Genomic DNA, 14,257 nt, shown 5'->3' with positions numbered 1-14,257 from the left:
GCCCCCTCCCTTCCCTTGCAACCCGGCCCAGCCGGTCCGGTCGGGGGCTTGCCTCAGCGCAAGTGGACATGCCGAGTGTCGCATTTCTAAATGGCTGACAGCGTTGCGCATCTAATCAGCTTTGACAGTTATAACATAACAACATATTCATGCCTCTCCCGCGAGCCGACTGTCGGAACGAACACCGCACCGTCGCCCACCACCACCCCTGTTGATAGGAAAGAGCCGGATCCAAACATTGTTGATTTCCGCATGGAACCGAGCGTCAGTATCGTGTGGAAATCCTCTTCTCGGAAATCTGGATCGCAACAACCGTCATCTTCTGGGTTTGTTCAATGAGCCCTGAGCCTGGCGTAACGACAGAAACCGTTTCAGGCTCAAACCAGCCAACAAAATGTAAGGCGGCATGCCGAGCGAATAGTGACCACAGTTTAATTCCAAAATGTTTGGCCTAGCTCCGGCGGCCTTCAGCCTCTGCATGAACCCTTGTGATATCTCTGGCAGAACGACCTTGTCCCTCTTAGCCAACACAACGTGAAGTTCGAGATCGGTCCTTGCCAAATTGTGCGCGTAATTCTCTAGGTTAAGCGGACCCCACGCCCTTCTGAGATCGGTCAGCTCAATAACGGGTTCAAGGCTTTCACGTATCGATCGTGTCGCGCGCCCTGTCCAAACCATATCCGCGAGACTTCCCGCTGTAAGAAACAACGAGGCTTTTGACACAGCCAAGTCGCGCGCAGCGATTAAGCCTGCGACCCAGGAACCTAAGCTCATACCGAGAACAGAAATCTCTCGATAGCCTTCGCTTTTCAACCAACGAATGAGTTTTCGCCCGTCCCATACCGCCTGCCGTACAGACTGGATGGTTCGACCGAGATTAGGGCTAAGCATAAAATCGGCGTACACGGACCCGGAACGGCTGCGCTCGAAATGATAAGGCATAGCGATCTCGACAACCGTGATTCCACGCTGTGAGAAAAAGTTGGCGATCTGAGGATTGCGTGCACTTGCATTCCAGTGATGAAAAATCACCAACGCCTGATCGAAGGATCCGCTTTCTGTGATTTTTGCCCAGACTACATTGTTCTCTTCGACGCCAGTGGACATGTCCGACGGAAATTTGATCCACCCGTCTTGCCGTTGAAAATGCTGATCGTCCCCGCTCGGTTCATCGAAAAAGGCTGGATCAGCCGCGGCCTGGTCCGCGAGGACACAAAACTCGCCGATACTTCCTATGTTCTTGGCGCGTGGGAAGGCGAGGTTGGCATCAAGGACGAAATCGCTTATTTCCTTGGATTCCTCACCGCGCCTTGCCCGCCGCTCATCCCAACGATCAAGCCAACTATGATACATTCTGATTGCTTCCCCAGTCGCTCGCTCTCCACCGCCCAAGCTCTGGATCAATGAGGCCGTACATCGCGAGCAGCACTGCAAGGCACAGAAGGATCGAAAAGCCTGTAAATGCGTCGATCAGCAGGTAGCTGGTAAAAAGTAACCCTACTGCCGCTGACATCTTCCACATGGGAAAATGAAATCGGCTTCCGGCACCTAGACGGATAGAACCGTAAAGAAAAACGATAATCGTCGAAATAGCGATAAGAAGGCTGCTGTAGTGGGTCGGCATCCTGTAGCTGAATCCTTTGCCCATGTCTTTGCCCTCATACAAAGCTGACGACATATCGGCAAGCAGCCAAGCCACGATGTTCTTTCCATTCGACGCCAAGTAGGAGCTTTGGGCCTTCATGCATACGGCGATCAGAAGACCTAAAACAGTGCACCGAAAAATTCCGCGCATCACCCGTAAGCCGATTTCATGGACATGGTATTGATAATCAATTCGCGGCCGGCTCCTCGATGCTCCTCCGATTTTCCAAAGGTCATTAATCATCGTATGAAGCAAAATGAGACCTACGAAGAAGAGATAGAAGCACAAGCACATGTAGAGATAAGCGAACGCCGTGAATACAATCTCCATCGGCACCGATATGACTTCGGGCCGCACGAGCGCTAACTTGCCCCAATCTATCGCATAGTTGCCACCGCCTTTTACCAACGGGACCAAGCACACACCGATCCATTGAAACACACCGGCGAACAACACGCAGACGATAAAGACCGCCCAATATGTATACGAAGAAGCATCTACGTTTCGGGCCCAGGCGGCGTCGCTTTCCACACGATTGCCCGCCGCTACAATCCGTAAGCGTCCTTCATTTTTCCAAAACAACAGCAACTCTATGACGAACGCAAAAAACAGTGGCAAGAACACCATAAAGAGGAACGTCCAATTGGGCGCCCAGAGGAAACCTACCTGTTTGACGAGACCATCCGCCCGATTGTAAGTCGCGTTGTGGATCCCCACAATATACGAGAGAAACCCAAGGGCGGTGGCACCCGCAAACACCGACGCTGGTAGATCTAAGGTAGATCCGCGGCTAAATAGCGCCTCCGACCTCCTCGCCAAATTAAAACGTCGGCTCGGCTGATTAGCCTCAGTATCCCTTTCCAGCTTTGCCGGCGACTCCATCTCCTCATCGACGACATTCCGTGCTAGATTTGGAACCTCTGCCGCGGGGCTGCTTCCCGCTTTCTTCAAACCTCGCCTCTTCGCCGTTAAGCGAGATTGCGCCGCACTTAGCTCCATCTGCCATTCGCTTGTTGCTACCGGATCATCACACCCGAAGACTCTTGCCAGCCAACGAATATTGGTGGTGCTGATACCCTTCTCATTTTCTTGAAACCAAAGCTGGACCGTTCGTAGATCGACCCCGGTCCGGTTGGAATCGATGTGTGAAATCGCCTCAGCGAGAAGTTCCGGCGTCCACGGGCCTGCGGGAAAGCCATCACTTCCCAACGGCCGGCCCGCTCCTGCCGCGGCCAATTGTTTGAAGAGTTCTTTGAAATCACTTCCGTCTTTCGGCGGAGGGAGAAATAACTTTCCATTCTTTGGCAATGGCTTACCGGCTCTGGTTTCGTTTCGTTTCGGTAGATTTCGTGCGTTTGTGCCCGATCAACGGGTATCGCAACTACACGCAACTGCATAGCGATTCTACTATCAGGAGCAAAATTTTGAAGTTTGGGATGTTGATTTCAGAACAGATGAGCAGCGAGTGAGAGGAGGAAGCCATTTTGCCGCTCGCTTGTAGGAACGCCGGGGATTCCTCACCGAAACGCGCTGATTTCCCATCCGATAACCGGGTAACGACGACAATCGCCACCGACTGGCCCCAAGAGGAAGCTGCGCGTCATTTCGAAGTCGTGTGATGGCGAAGCTGGCTTCAAGGTTTGGAATTTAGCCAATGAACAATCATGCAAAATATGCAGACAGGATCTTTAGGAGGATCGGTTCAACCGGCCTCGTCATTTTTGAGAGAGATGGCACCCTCCTGAGAAAGACTAGTCCCTCCGGGGATTACATGCTCGGAGATATCAACGAAGAATTCGTTGAAATGTTAAGGCATCTGCGACACCTCAATGCTCGTTTCGGCTTTATTTCGGACGAGCGTGGGATGGACGCGGGTGCCTATGGAAGATCAGAATTCGCAACCCTGACCGAATTGCTTGACGCATTACTGAGCATCAGATGTGCCATACCGGATTTCTGGGTGACATGGAGTGACGTCCCACATGCAAGCGGAACCGGCCTTCAGCGCCAAGCGGATCGGCAACAGGAGGCAGGCGCCGGAGCGATCTTCCAAGTTATGGAGCGGTATGGGATCGGCAGGAAGGAAACCGTTTTCATCGGCAGCTCGACCGCTGGTAGCCTCGCTGCCGACGATGCGGGTGTCTCGGTAATCGACTACTTCAACAACCGAAGCGAGGGAACCGCTCAGGGTGCGGCCCTAAAGCGTGTCCCCAATTTGTCTCCGCCTGAAGCCACGGAGGTCCAGCGACTCCGCGCCAAGATCCAGGCGACGTTGGGCTGGTCCATCGCTGGAGAGCTTAACTGTGGCCAACAGTGCGGTTCGCAGGGTTAGCGGGTGCGGTCCCTGTCCTTCTCCTGAGGCGGGCGAAGCTTGATCGATTTTGGTATGTCGCGATCCCGCTGCTGGGGTTTCGGGCGCTCCCGATTCGAACGATCTGTTTCCGGCGCGTCATGCTCCGCATTAGACCGGGCGATGCGCGATGCGTCGAGAGAACGGTTGTTCGAACTCCTATTAACCACGCCCTGCTCCGCAATATGATCCCGACCGGCAGCCGACTTGGTTTCGAGGCTGTCCGAACTCCGCTTATCCCTGCCAGACTCCGTTCGGTCTCGATTCTTGTCAACGCGTGAGTCGAGCTGCAGCCCGACGACTTTGCCGATGATCTTCGTCGCCTGCTCGAAGATCAGCCGATCAGATGGATTGGCAATCTTCGCGGCAACCGTGAGCGCGGTGTTCGCCAGCGTTTCCTTCGCCGCCTTTGCTTGCGCGGCACTAATGGGTGTGGATCGCAGCATGTGGTCCTCGCCTTTCTCTCGTGTGGGATCACGGCCTTCGCGGACCGCTGTTTTAAGCCGCCCATATTCGCGCCGAAGCCCGATGGACAGATCCTGGCTGAGTTCTCGTGCGGTGCTCGGTGCACCGCGGTCCTTGGCAATACCATCCAGCATGCGAATGACGTGCCCGACCGAACGCCGGCTCTGGTCGAACCGCGTCCTGGCCTCCTCACGCTTCGGCGCCGTCGGCGTGTCGCGGAGCTTGGACATTACCTTTTCGACGACGTTCGACGGCGCCGTTGCTCCCATCCGGCGAAACATTTCCCACTCCCATCGTTTGACGGGCGGCGGGCCAGCACGTTCGAGGCGCTTCTGCCGATCGATCGGGATGCCGCGCTCCCGCGCCTTGTCAGCAAAACGGACCCGCCATTCGGTGAAGTCGCGGATATTGGGGTTGAGCATCTTTCCGCTCGCGTTGCGCAGCGCAACGATGACATGCAGGTGCGGATGCTTTTCAAGATCATTGCGATTATGGACGGCATAGGCGTAGCGGTGGCCCTCAAACTGCTCCCTCAGGAAATCTCGGCCCGCCAGGATGAACCGGTCGCGATCAACGTTGGCCGGCCCCGAGAGCAACAGGTGCATGAAGTCCCGCGGCTGGCGGGTCTGCATGAGAGCACCGACGACCTTGCCCTCGGCCGTCAATTCCTTGTGGTCTTTGGTCGTGACTTCGCGCCGTTCTCCGCCGCGCTCGTAACGGCCGCTCTTGCCGGGGCGGTCTCTAAGGTGTGTTTTCGTCGACAGCGTTACCTCCGCCCCTGCCCGTTGCATCGCATGTAGGGTGGCGGTCAGGCCTTTGGGCCCGGAGGAGAATTCAGCGGGATAGCGCGAAACCGGAGTAATACCGGCGGCGCGCAATACCTTGTCGAGTCGCTCATCGATCGCGCGGACATCATCGATTTCTGCAGGAATACGATTGGCGCTGCTTCGATCCGACCTGTCCTTCTTCTCGTGGGCAATTACCAGAGCAAATTGCAGACGGGTCTGCCCCTTCACACCCTCGCTGACGCTGAAGGCATAGGTTCGATCGCCGTCGCCCGGCTGACGGAACCCATCCTCCGCCAGCGAAGCGAGAGCGCGCCCTAAGTGCTCGCGGTTGGCTTTTTCAAGCTCGTAGGTCAGACGGAGAATGTCCTGGCTGCCTTTCCGGTTGCCAAACTCCCTCTCCCAGGACCAGACGGCGGCACTGAGATCGGTGACCTCGCGACCGTCCTGGTCGCGCGCTTTCTCTTCCTTGCTTTGGTAGGCGAGGACGTTGCGGGCCGAACTCGCGCCGGCCCCGTAAGACAAGACCTTGACGACGACCGCATTGTTGCCGGCCGCACGGCTGAACGCCGAAGCAGCTCCGGGATGCTTGGCGGAGGGCAAGCCGGAATTCGTAAACGTCGACCGCTTCGCCGATCCACCGCCACCACCCCCGCGGCGCCGCAGCTCGTCTTCGATGAGATCGAAATAGCTCGGCAGCCGACGACTTCCGGGTCTAGATGCGGAGCGACTTCTGGACAGGTCGTTCATCGTGGCTCCTGATCAGATCGGCGATAAATGTGGACGGCCGGATGAAGGCAGCGTCGCGGATGGCATCAAGAGCGCTCATGACTTCTTCGAGCTGATGCGCGATCGCTTTGGTACTTTCGGCATGCACACTCTCCTCCGAGAGGAACTCCTCGTTCCGGAAGGCGAGATCTCGTAAAAACTGGTGCATGTTTGCCAGCTGCCGGTCGTGCTCCTCGAGCATCGCCGGAATGTGCATGATCTCCCTGGTGACAATGAGCTTGGCGACGATGTTGACGGAGACATCGAGCCTGCGGGCAAGGGCGTCGAGGTTGATTAAGACCTGAGCAGGCAGCCGGAACATGATGGCCGGTTCGCGCATCGACTACAGCCCCCTCGCCTTCAGAGCCTCGACAATCAGCCGGTGCGTCGCGGAGGACAGTTGCTCGTGACGCTCCAACGAAACTTGGAAGATCTTCGTCAGCACGTCGTCATCGAGATATAGCGAGATACGCTTGCGTTTCGTGGCTTCGCCTGCCGCTGTGGCGCCCTTGGAGGCCAGTCGCTCACGGCGTCGTTTTTTGTCCGGAGTGCGTATTTCCGGTGAACTGACGCTCGGCGTGACGCGCTCATCCTGCTCTTCAGGAGCCTCATCGGGCATTAGCATTTCAAGGTCGATATTGGTCGGCATATAGGAGGTTGCAGTTTCCTCCACCTCCTTGGCCTGATCCTCTCTCGATCGGGCAAGGGCTAGAATGTTGCCGGCCGGCGTTCTTTCCCCCGCCATCTCTCTAAGCCGCCTCCGCCTGCAGGAGGCCGATGAATTCGTTGTTGATCTTCTTGACGAGATCGATCGCATCGAGCACGCTCTCGCTTGCCCGGCGCTTGGCCGATGGGGTCAACGATGGGTTGTTCTCAATGCTTGCCAGCTTGGAATAGAGCGAGCCGAAGCCTGCCCCGACATCGCTGAAATGATTGCTCTTGCGGATGACGGTCTCCACCATGGGAATCCTGCCGCTCGTCAGGATCGCATGGACTTCCGGAAGCGACCTGTTATGTTTGAGAGCGATCATGTCGACATAATTCCAGATCGCCGCGTAAGGGATCGGTCCCTGGGGCCGTTTTTTGGATATCTCTTTCAAAATAGTTGCGACCTTGATCGCTGACGTCGCGGCGGTCGGTTCCGGAATAATCGGAATGAGAACGGCGTCGCACTCGTGATAGACCTCGATCGCGCGTTGATGGACATAGCCGCCAACGTCATAGATCCGAATATCCGCCTCGGGCGCGTCGGCCAACCGGTCCCGAAACTGATCTCCGGGCGCCACTCGCAGGTGCAGCAACGTGCCGTCGGTCGGAAGCAAGCCGCGCTTCATTGAGACATTGTACCAGCGTGTCGACGACTCCTGCTCATCGCAATCGATGAGCAGCGTTCTGTGTCCCTGTTGCGCGAATTCCGCTGCAAGATTGACATTCAGCGTCGACTTTCCCGCACCGCCTTTGAACGTCGAGATAGCAAGCGAAAGTGGTTTGGCTGCCATTGAATTCCTCGCCCTTTGCAACAAAAGTCACCGCCGCTGCAAACTATCTTCCATCGCAGTGGCGGCCGACAGCCTCAGAATTTGGAGACAAGGACGTTGTGGGCTCCGGCGCCCTGCAAACGTGCCAGCTGCCTCTCCTTTAGGCCCGAAATTTGGCTCGCAACTGTTCCTGCCGCCGCGCGGCAATCAGATCATCATTCAGCCTGGTGATCTCGCGTTCTCGGGCTACATCCGCAACCCGATCCCTCGCCAGCCAAAATCGGAGGACGGGCAAGAGCAAGAATATGAAGAAAGCGATCGTGGCAGCTTTGAACCAGGAAGACTGAACATAAAGATCGACCACCCATCGCCACAGCGTTTGCGTCCATTCTGCCGGCAGAAAGGCATACGAAAAGGCCAGGGCAACGCCGTATGCAAGAAGGGACGCGACAAGAAGGCAGACGGCCGAGACGACCAAAAAGTTCGCGATCAATATTAAGAACCATGCCGCCCGAAACGGGAAGACAACAACCCTGAGCGCCTTTCTTGCCGCGGACATTACCCTTCTCCATCTGCACGTTTCCAGTGTCCAACAACACATACTGCAATCCAAGGCCATTTTCCAGACTTGCACTGCAGTATAATTTCGTGCATGCTCGAAACAGTCAACAGGTGACGGATGCGAGCATGAACAATGGCGCTCGGCGGTTCGACCGCCTCCTCTTTTGCACCCTTCTCAATGCCTTGATCGCCCTGCCCTCTGCCGCGCGGGCCGACACGGTCTCGGATTTTGTCGGCTATTATCAGAACGCCTACGCAGAGGGCCGGGATCTGATTCCTGGCCCACAAATACCGCTGGACATCTCATCGATCGCGTCCCGACTTGATCTGCAAACTGTTAGCCCAAAGGCCGCGCTGAGCGGCAGCGCCTTTCTCGGCGCCGATGGTGACGTGATCAAACTAGCCGGCGTCCAGGGTTGCCTCTCGGCCGAGCCACTGGAGTTTGCCGGAATGCCGACGACCTGTGCGATGATTTCGCTTGCCGGCATGACTGCGACGCTCGATGAGGCAAAGGCAGGTGCCGGCGACGCATTTCCTTGCCACGTTTTCGCGCAAAATCCCGGCAGACCGACCGTGCGTTTTGCTGAATGTTTTTTCGTCGAGAATGGCGCGGTTCGATCGCTCTCCGAAGCGCTCATCCGCAAGGGCTTGGCGTTCGCTGCCCGTGACCGCGCCGGTCGGCCTGTCTTCCCGGAATACCTGCAAGCCGAGGAAACCGCACGCGGTGAGCAGGCCGGAATCTGGGCAAACGGCCAGTTCACCCATCCTTACCACCCGGTCAATCCGTCGACCAATTGATGCGGATCGGGCTTCTTATGTTCATTTCGACGATCACAGCTTCCGGTGTCTGTGCTGCCACGACAATCATGCCGATGCTCGCCGACGGCAATGTCGCGCGCGAACCGCATTTCTCGCCATCGGTCGTCCCTGTTCAGGCATCGCAAACCGACATTCCCTCGGCCGTTGACGCTGGTCGCGTCCAACCCGAATTCGTTCCGTTTCCGACGGAGGCACAATTCGAGACGGGCGACACCTGGATCTCCGGCGGGCGACGCTATCGCCTCTATGGTCTGCAGGCCTGTCTCCGGGGAACCAACGTCACCGTCTCTGCCGGCGTTGTCCGGGATTGCGGAGAGCTCGATCTGGTCATGGCGCAGGCGTTGATCCGAGACACGAGGCCCGTCTGCGCGACCATCAAAAATCTCGACCAGAACAACGCGGTCGTCGCATGCCAAACGACGACAGGCCGGCATCGGTACGACCTGGCAACCTATATGATTGCCCAAGGTTGGGGATTTGCCGCCGTCGACAGCGCGGGGCGACTGATTGTTCCAGGTTACCGGGTTGCGGAGGAATCTGCACGTTCGGCGCGCGCCGGACTCTGGGCCTATTCGGACCTACCGCATCCGGTTTCCGTTCTCCAACAACAGGCGGGGGCACAACAATGAGAGTTGCGGCTGCCTCGATACTATGGCTCGTAATGGTCCCGACGGCGTTGCTTGCGCAAAGCCGGCCGTCCGATGTGCCGCGTCAGATCTACGGCAAGGTTCAGGTCGTTGATGCGACCACGTTCGAATTCGTCAAGAGCCGACAGATCGTCCGCCTGGCTGGGTATGAAGCCCCTCGCCTTGAGCAGACCGCAACGAGCGATGGCGTGGAGTGGCCCGCCGGTCAAGTTTCGCGTGCCTGGATGATCCTCCGGACACTTGGGCAGAACGTCAACTGCGCGCCAATTGGCCGCGACACCAACAAGATCCTGATCGCTCATTGCTTTGTCGGCGAAACAAATCTGGCAGCAACGGCAATTGCGGAGGGTATCGGTTACGCATTCAACTACCGCAACGAGCCACAAGTCCCTGCATATTTCGATATTGAGCGGAAAGCCAGGGGGCTGGGCTTTGGAGTCTGGTCGTCACCGGACCTGCTTCCCCCTTGGCTTTACACCGCATCGACTGTGGCCGCAGAGAAGTCGGACGGCCAATCACCAGAAGCCGAGACGGGCCTGCCCCTGCCTTTGCCTGTTACCCAAGCGGCTCGGTAAACTCAAACGTGTAAGGAGATTGAATGAACCGCATCTATTGCTCCGTCGTTGCCGCGGCAATCCTGCTCGTCCTCGCTCCGGTCGCGAGCGGCGCGCAAGATAGCGCCACTCCTAATCTGACCGATCAGCGTGATCCGGACTTTTGCGGCGCGGGCGGCGCCGGCTGCGATCCGACGGACGTGCAGCAATGGAAAGCAATTGGCAACAGGCTTGCCGACCTGTCATCGGCAGACCTTAGCCAATACGCTTACGCCTGCGCCAAGCATGCGGACTGGAAGAAGGTCTGCGAGACCGATCCGGTTGCTGTCCTCAAGCGACTGGGCATCGAGGGGTATTGAGGTTCCCGATGGCCAAGCGTCCCGATACCAGGGTGATTGCTGCCGCCATCGCCCTCCTTGCTGGAACAGCGGGAGGATATGCGATCAGTGAGCTGGCGCGAACCGGTCATATCGCAGACCTGGAAAAAGAGATCGTCCGACTGAAGGAGTCGGCCCAGCAACCGTTGCCCGTGGACGCTCCGAGTGACGAAGAGGCAAGTGCTGCAATCGCGAAGTCAGGCCGTTCAATCAGGATCTCGGAGTGCAAGCCGCGCGAGGCAATACCTGGCGTCACCTGTACCGGCATCATCACAACAACGTCAGGCACCTTTGCCGGCTCGGCGCAACCGGGCGTGCTTTCCTTTGCGAGGATCGACGGTGCCTGGGCGCAAATCCAGTAGTCGATAACGGAGGCGAATTATGAGACCGTTGGTGATTCTCGTCGCAACAATGATAGGTACAGCCCTTGGAACCCCGGTCGGCGGCGCAAAAGCCGAGGACGCCTCGTGGGGATGCCAGGTTCTGTTGTGTGCGGCATCAAAAAATCCGTCATGGCACGGCGTTGCCTATTGCGTTCCACCTATGACAAGGCTCATTGCCGCGATGAAGGACCCGGGATTTTCCTGGCCGATTTGCCATGAGGCTAAGGCCGGCAAGCCGGGGCGGGAAAACTACGAGGATTGCCCGGCCGGAACGACGGTCGGCTATAGCTCGCAAGGCGACGGTGGCTGGCGCGGCGAGCCCGACCAGTGCATCAAAACAGTCGATATCTGCCGATCACCGATGGAGCGCAATGCCCACACGAGACAGTCAGGTATGACGATAGAGCGCAGTTTCGGCAACGGCCATGATGGCTGCATCCAGCAAGTTGCCACCCCGCGACCGCGGCGCGCTGATCCCTATTTCTTTGATATCCCGAATGACCAAGGCATGAAGGAAAGGTTCTGGTTTAACCTCGATCACTAGTCCGGGCCGATCCCACGCTATGAAGGAGAAAATCAGGTTGCGGTCTCGGGAGCTTTTTTCTTCCCACGGCGGGCTTTCAACGCTTCTATCAGAGAGAGATCGTCTTCGGTGACTCTGAGCAAATCCTCGATAATGACATTCCACTCCCGCTGCATCTTGTCGAGCGTCGACAGCTTGACGTCACGCATGCAGCGGGTCACTTGCGACATATAGGCCTCTGATACGCCGAGTTGTTCGGCCAGATCCTTGTTCGTCAGGCCGCGCTCGGCCTTCAATCGGCGCAGGCCGATTGCCAGCCTTTCTTGAAACGATAGTGCCTTCAACATCGAGACGCCCACTGCGTTGCCGGACTGATCGTCTTTCACACGCGACATGAAACGCCTTCCCTGGCGGAAGATGTGCTCGATACGGGACCAGCAAACGTATTATCCCGCCGACAGAGGGTACTGCCACAGCTGCTGGCCGGGGATTTGTTCGGGATTCTACTGCTCATCCAATGCCTGACGCCGGCTAGAGACCATGATGACCAAGCGTAAACCCTTTGTTGCCTATCTCTTGCATCCAAGCATTCACAACTTTGTTACACGTCTTACACCGCGACGATCACGCCCTGCAAGAGGATGGCAGAGCCTCCTCGGGTCACTGAGCCCCGTAGTTGGGGCACCGTCTTCAATTGGCACGAATCCTCATGGATAGGTCCCTCCATAGATCCGAACCCCTTGCCGTAGCTTGCCCGCCACTTATACTGCAGTTATATTTTTCGAGACTGAGTTCGAAGGAGGCACTCGATGACGTCGCTTAAAAAGCGTGGCTACCGATTCGACTTGCAGCGGCTATGTTTGGCGACCCTGGTTTTCGGATTTGTTTTCCTCCTCGCCTGCATCGTAATCCGAGACAGTCTCACGGTGGGCTACGCGATGATGATCCCGATCTATGCCTTCCTTTCGGCTGTGCTCGAAGGTTCGCGCGTCGACAAAGGCAGGGCTTGGAACATCCGAGCTTGGGGAGAGACGATCATCGCCGCAAGCGCCGCCGCCGGTGTGGGATACCTCGGCTATCGGCTCTGGCTCCTCGGCTATTGAAGGTCTGGCATGCGGATCGTCGTTCGCAACAGTCCAGCGCATCCACTTGCCGACCTGTCCGACCGAGAGGCAACCGCGTTGCGTGCCTGGTATGGCAACGCTGCATCCAAGGAAGATGAGGCTATTGCGCTTTCGGTCATCAAACGCGCCAAAGTGATGGACGGCTGGATTGAATGCGATTGCCTCGCCGCTGGCTTGCAGCCATTGCTCGCACCGATCCAACAGGAGCGTACATTTACGCTGCGACGACTGACCTCGAAGGAGGCGGACCCCCAACAAAATGAAGAGCGTCCAAACCATGCGCAGACATGCCCGTTCCATGTGGACAAGGACGCTGCTCCGCCTCTGTTCGACCGTCGCTATCAGATTCGCCCGCTGCCAAAATCCGAGCGCAGCTATATCGACGCCCTTCCGGCCATTCCCAACCGTCTTGCTGATATCTCGGAGGATGATCCCACCCGATCGAGGGAACGAAACGACCGTCCTTCCAGACTTGCGAGCATCCTGTGGCGGATGCTGGACAAGGCAGGCACGAATGTTATCCCTGCGCTGCAGGACAATCCCGAACTTGCACTAGGAGGTCAGCTCTCAGGGATACGTTCCGCCGCGCGGGAGCTCAGGGTGCTGCGGACCTGGACGCTCAACGCGCTGATGTCGACATGGGCCGCGGATTACTGGGATCCAGATAGTCGTTGGCAGCGATTGCTCTGGACCTCTCGTCCCGACTGGCCGGAGAGCCTTCGGCGAACCGGCTTTATGTTGCTGTTTGTCAAAACCGTGTCGGCGCAGGCGATCATGCCGGCATCGTCCTTGAGAAAGATCGATGTGCTCGGTAAAGTCCGCCAGCCATTGCGTGGCGATCCCACACTCAGAGGTCCGTTCCTGACCTTGCTGAACGTCGATTTTCAGGACGATGACGAGGGACCCGTGCGGGCGATCCAGGCCTATGCGCAGCCGGTTTATAACGGCGACACGCTCTTTCCGGTGGAATCGGGATTCGAAAGAGATGTTTCGCATCTGTTGTTCTGGCTGCAGCAAGCTCTTTTCGACGCGGTACCGGACCTTCGCATCAAGATCACCAAGCCGCTGTTCGCATCAGAGACTCCCGCCGGTCTGTGCAGGCCGGACTTCATGTTAGAGGCAACATATGGAGGATCCATCTCGGTGACCCTCATTATCGAAGCCTTTGGGATGGAGACCGACGAATATCGAGAGGCGAAGGAAAGGACTTTGCCGCGCATGAAGCATCTCGGGCCGATCTTTGGGATTTCTCCCAAGGATCTCACTGAGGCGAAGGCCGCAGACACCGCCAGGCGGCTACAAGACTGGGTGATCGATCAGGTTCGTCGGCCTGGATACGACACTTCCCCGACATCCGATGACGACATCCTGACCTGAAGATCAATTTATGATCGCCGTTTTCCTCAGCGTTTGATTGGCCTTCACCGGACAGCGCTCAGCTCGACTCTCGCGGCATCGAGGAGCGCCTGTTGGATGATCACCAGTACCTCGGGTGGGCAAGTTCCGAACATGCGCGAGACGAGGTCGTCAGCCAGCTCTGTGATCGTGGGCGTCAGCCTCGCCGGCGCCGACTTGTCGATCGCATCCTCACCATCGCCCTCCAGGTCAACTTCGGCTCCGATCGTTTGCCTTTCCATCTCGCGCTCCTTCACCATCAGCCAAAAGCCGGCGTCAGCCTTGGCGGCAGCGACAATTCGTTCGAGATGACCATTATTTGAAATATCGCCGTGTAAGAAATGTCGGATCTCACCCATGTATCGTTTTCCCTGGCGGATGGG

The 14,257-nt window shown here is 57.3% G+C and carries 18 protein-coding genes; 10 read left to right on the top strand and 8 right to left on the bottom strand.

Annotation, left to right across the window (positions count from 1 at the left end; genetic code table 11):
- Positions 1 to 315: 315 nt before the first annotated feature.
- Both HJB84_RS30365 and HJB84_RS30360 read right to left on the bottom strand, forming a co-directional pair.
- Positions 316 to 1,353, bottom strand: coding sequence for an RcgR family putative quorum lactone hydrolase (locus HJB84_RS30365; RefSeq protein ID WP_029875136.1), 1,038 nt, complete (start codon positions 1,351 to 1,353; stop codon positions 316 to 318).
- Positions 1,343 to 2,953: an RcgA family putative transporter gene (locus HJB84_RS30360; RefSeq protein ID WP_221117725.1), complete on the bottom strand. Its 1,611-nt coding sequence runs from the start codon at positions 2,951 to 2,953 to the stop codon at positions 1,343 to 1,345. The genes HJB84_RS30365 and HJB84_RS30360 overlap by 11 nt, the downstream gene beginning before the upstream one ends.
- A gap of 346 nt (positions 2,954 to 3,299) precedes the next feature.
- Here HJB84_RS30360 and HJB84_RS30355 point away from each other — a divergent pair, with 346 nt between their 5' ends.
- Positions 3,300 to 3,977 (top strand): hypothetical protein, encoded by a 678-nt coding sequence (locus HJB84_RS30355; RefSeq protein ID WP_029875134.1) that lies wholly within the window; start codon positions 3,300 to 3,302, stop codon positions 3,975 to 3,977.
- Here the strand turns inward: HJB84_RS30355 and HJB84_RS30350 are convergent.
- The 4 genes from HJB84_RS30350 to HJB84_RS30335 form a co-directional block, all read right to left on the bottom strand.
- Entirely contained in the window at positions 3,974 to 5,995 is a 2,022-nt protein-coding gene (locus HJB84_RS30350; RefSeq protein ID WP_221117724.1) for a relaxase/mobilization nuclease domain-containing protein, read from the bottom strand. The two genes, HJB84_RS30355 and HJB84_RS30350, sit on opposite strands and share 4 nt — an antisense overlap.
- The gene (locus HJB84_RS30345) at positions 5,961 to 6,353 is read right to left on the bottom strand and encodes a hypothetical protein (protein WP_029875132.1); all 393 of its coding nucleotides are present in this window, start codon (positions 6,351 to 6,353) and stop codon (positions 5,961 to 5,963) included. The genes HJB84_RS30350 and HJB84_RS30345 overlap by 35 nt, the downstream gene beginning before the upstream one ends.
- 3 nt (positions 6,354 to 6,356) lie before the next feature.
- Positions 6,357 to 6,662: a hypothetical protein gene (locus HJB84_RS30340; protein ID WP_245268488.1), complete on the bottom strand. Its 306-nt coding sequence runs from the start codon at positions 6,660 to 6,662 to the stop codon at positions 6,357 to 6,359.
- Between the two features lie 100 nt (positions 6,663 to 6,762).
- Positions 6,763 to 7,512: a ParA family protein gene (locus tag HJB84_RS30335; RefSeq protein WP_025398135.1), complete on the bottom strand. Its 750-nt coding sequence runs from the start codon at positions 7,510 to 7,512 to the stop codon at positions 6,763 to 6,765.
- On the opposite strand from HJB84_RS30335, the gene HJB84_RS30330 reads away from it, so the two are divergent.
- The 7 genes from HJB84_RS30330 (at position 7,502) to HJB84_RS30300 (ending at position 11,376) form a co-directional block, all read left to right on the top strand.
- Positions 7,502 to 7,990 (top strand): hypothetical protein, encoded by a 489-nt coding sequence (locus HJB84_RS30330; protein ID WP_221117723.1) that lies wholly within the window; start codon positions 7,502 to 7,504, stop codon positions 7,988 to 7,990. The genes HJB84_RS30335 and HJB84_RS30330 overlap by 11 nt on opposite strands.
- A gap of 173 nt (positions 7,991 to 8,163) precedes the next feature.
- Positions 8,164 to 8,850, top strand: coding sequence for a thermonuclease family protein (locus HJB84_RS30325; RefSeq protein WP_245503047.1), 687 nt, complete (start codon positions 8,164 to 8,166; stop codon positions 8,848 to 8,850).
- A 68-nt stretch (positions 8,851 to 8,918) separates the two neighbouring features.
- Positions 8,919 to 9,500, top strand: a complete 582-nt coding sequence (locus HJB84_RS30320; RefSeq protein ID WP_246733282.1) for a thermonuclease family protein — start codon at positions 8,919 to 8,921, stop codon at positions 9,498 to 9,500.
- A complete protein-coding gene (locus HJB84_RS30315; protein WP_017969119.1) occupies positions 9,497 to 10,093 on the top strand; it encodes a thermonuclease family protein in 597 nt (198 codons plus the stop codon). Before HJB84_RS30320 ends, HJB84_RS30315 begins: the two co-directional genes overlap by 4 nt.
- Positions 10,094 to 10,116: 23 nt before the next feature.
- Complete coding sequence (locus HJB84_RS30310; RefSeq protein ID WP_029875128.1) at positions 10,117 to 10,431, top strand: hypothetical protein; 315 nt, start codon at positions 10,117 to 10,119, stop codon at positions 10,429 to 10,431.
- A gap of 8 nt (positions 10,432 to 10,439) precedes the next feature.
- Entirely contained in the window at positions 10,440 to 10,811 is a 372-nt protein-coding gene (locus HJB84_RS30305; protein ID WP_029875127.1) for a hypothetical protein, read from the top strand.
- Between the two features lie 19 nt (positions 10,812 to 10,830).
- A complete protein-coding gene (locus HJB84_RS30300; RefSeq protein WP_221117722.1) occupies positions 10,831 to 11,376 on the top strand; it encodes a hypothetical protein in 546 nt (181 codons plus the stop codon).
- Positions 11,377 to 11,408: 32 nt separating this feature from the next.
- On the opposite strand, the gene HJB84_RS30295 is transcribed toward HJB84_RS30300, so the two are convergent.
- On the bottom strand, positions 11,409 to 11,750 hold the full coding sequence (locus HJB84_RS30295; RefSeq protein ID WP_017969115.1) for a helix-turn-helix domain-containing protein: 342 nt from the start codon (positions 11,748 to 11,750) through the stop codon (positions 11,409 to 11,411).
- A gap of 414 nt (positions 11,751 to 12,164) precedes the next feature.
- Here HJB84_RS30295 and HJB84_RS30290 point away from each other — a divergent pair, with 414 nt between their 5' ends.
- Together HJB84_RS30290 and HJB84_RS30285 are read left to right on the top strand one after the other, a co-directional pair.
- Positions 12,165 to 12,458: a hypothetical protein gene (locus HJB84_RS30290; protein WP_221117721.1), complete on the top strand. Its 294-nt coding sequence runs from the start codon at positions 12,165 to 12,167 to the stop codon at positions 12,456 to 12,458.
- A gap of 9 nt (positions 12,459 to 12,467) precedes the next feature.
- Complete coding sequence (locus HJB84_RS30285; protein WP_100773109.1) at positions 12,468 to 13,856, top strand: hypothetical protein; 1,389 nt, start codon at positions 12,468 to 12,470, stop codon at positions 13,854 to 13,856.
- A 44-nt stretch (positions 13,857 to 13,900) separates the two neighbouring features.
- On the opposite strand, the gene HJB84_RS30280 is transcribed toward HJB84_RS30285, so the two are convergent.
- Positions 13,901 to 14,233: a hypothetical protein gene (locus HJB84_RS30280; RefSeq protein WP_029875123.1), complete on the bottom strand. Its 333-nt coding sequence runs from the start codon at positions 14,231 to 14,233 to the stop codon at positions 13,901 to 13,903.
- Between the last annotated feature and the right edge of the window lie 24 nt (positions 14,234 to 14,257).

The sequence above is a fragment of the Rhizobium sp. NZLR1b genome, assembly GCF_019685155.1.
Classification (GTDB): Bacteria; Pseudomonadota; Alphaproteobacteria; order Rhizobiales; family Rhizobiaceae; genus Rhizobium.
Note: the sequence above shows the minus strand (reverse complement) of the source record. Positions and strands in the feature narration are given on the sequence as shown.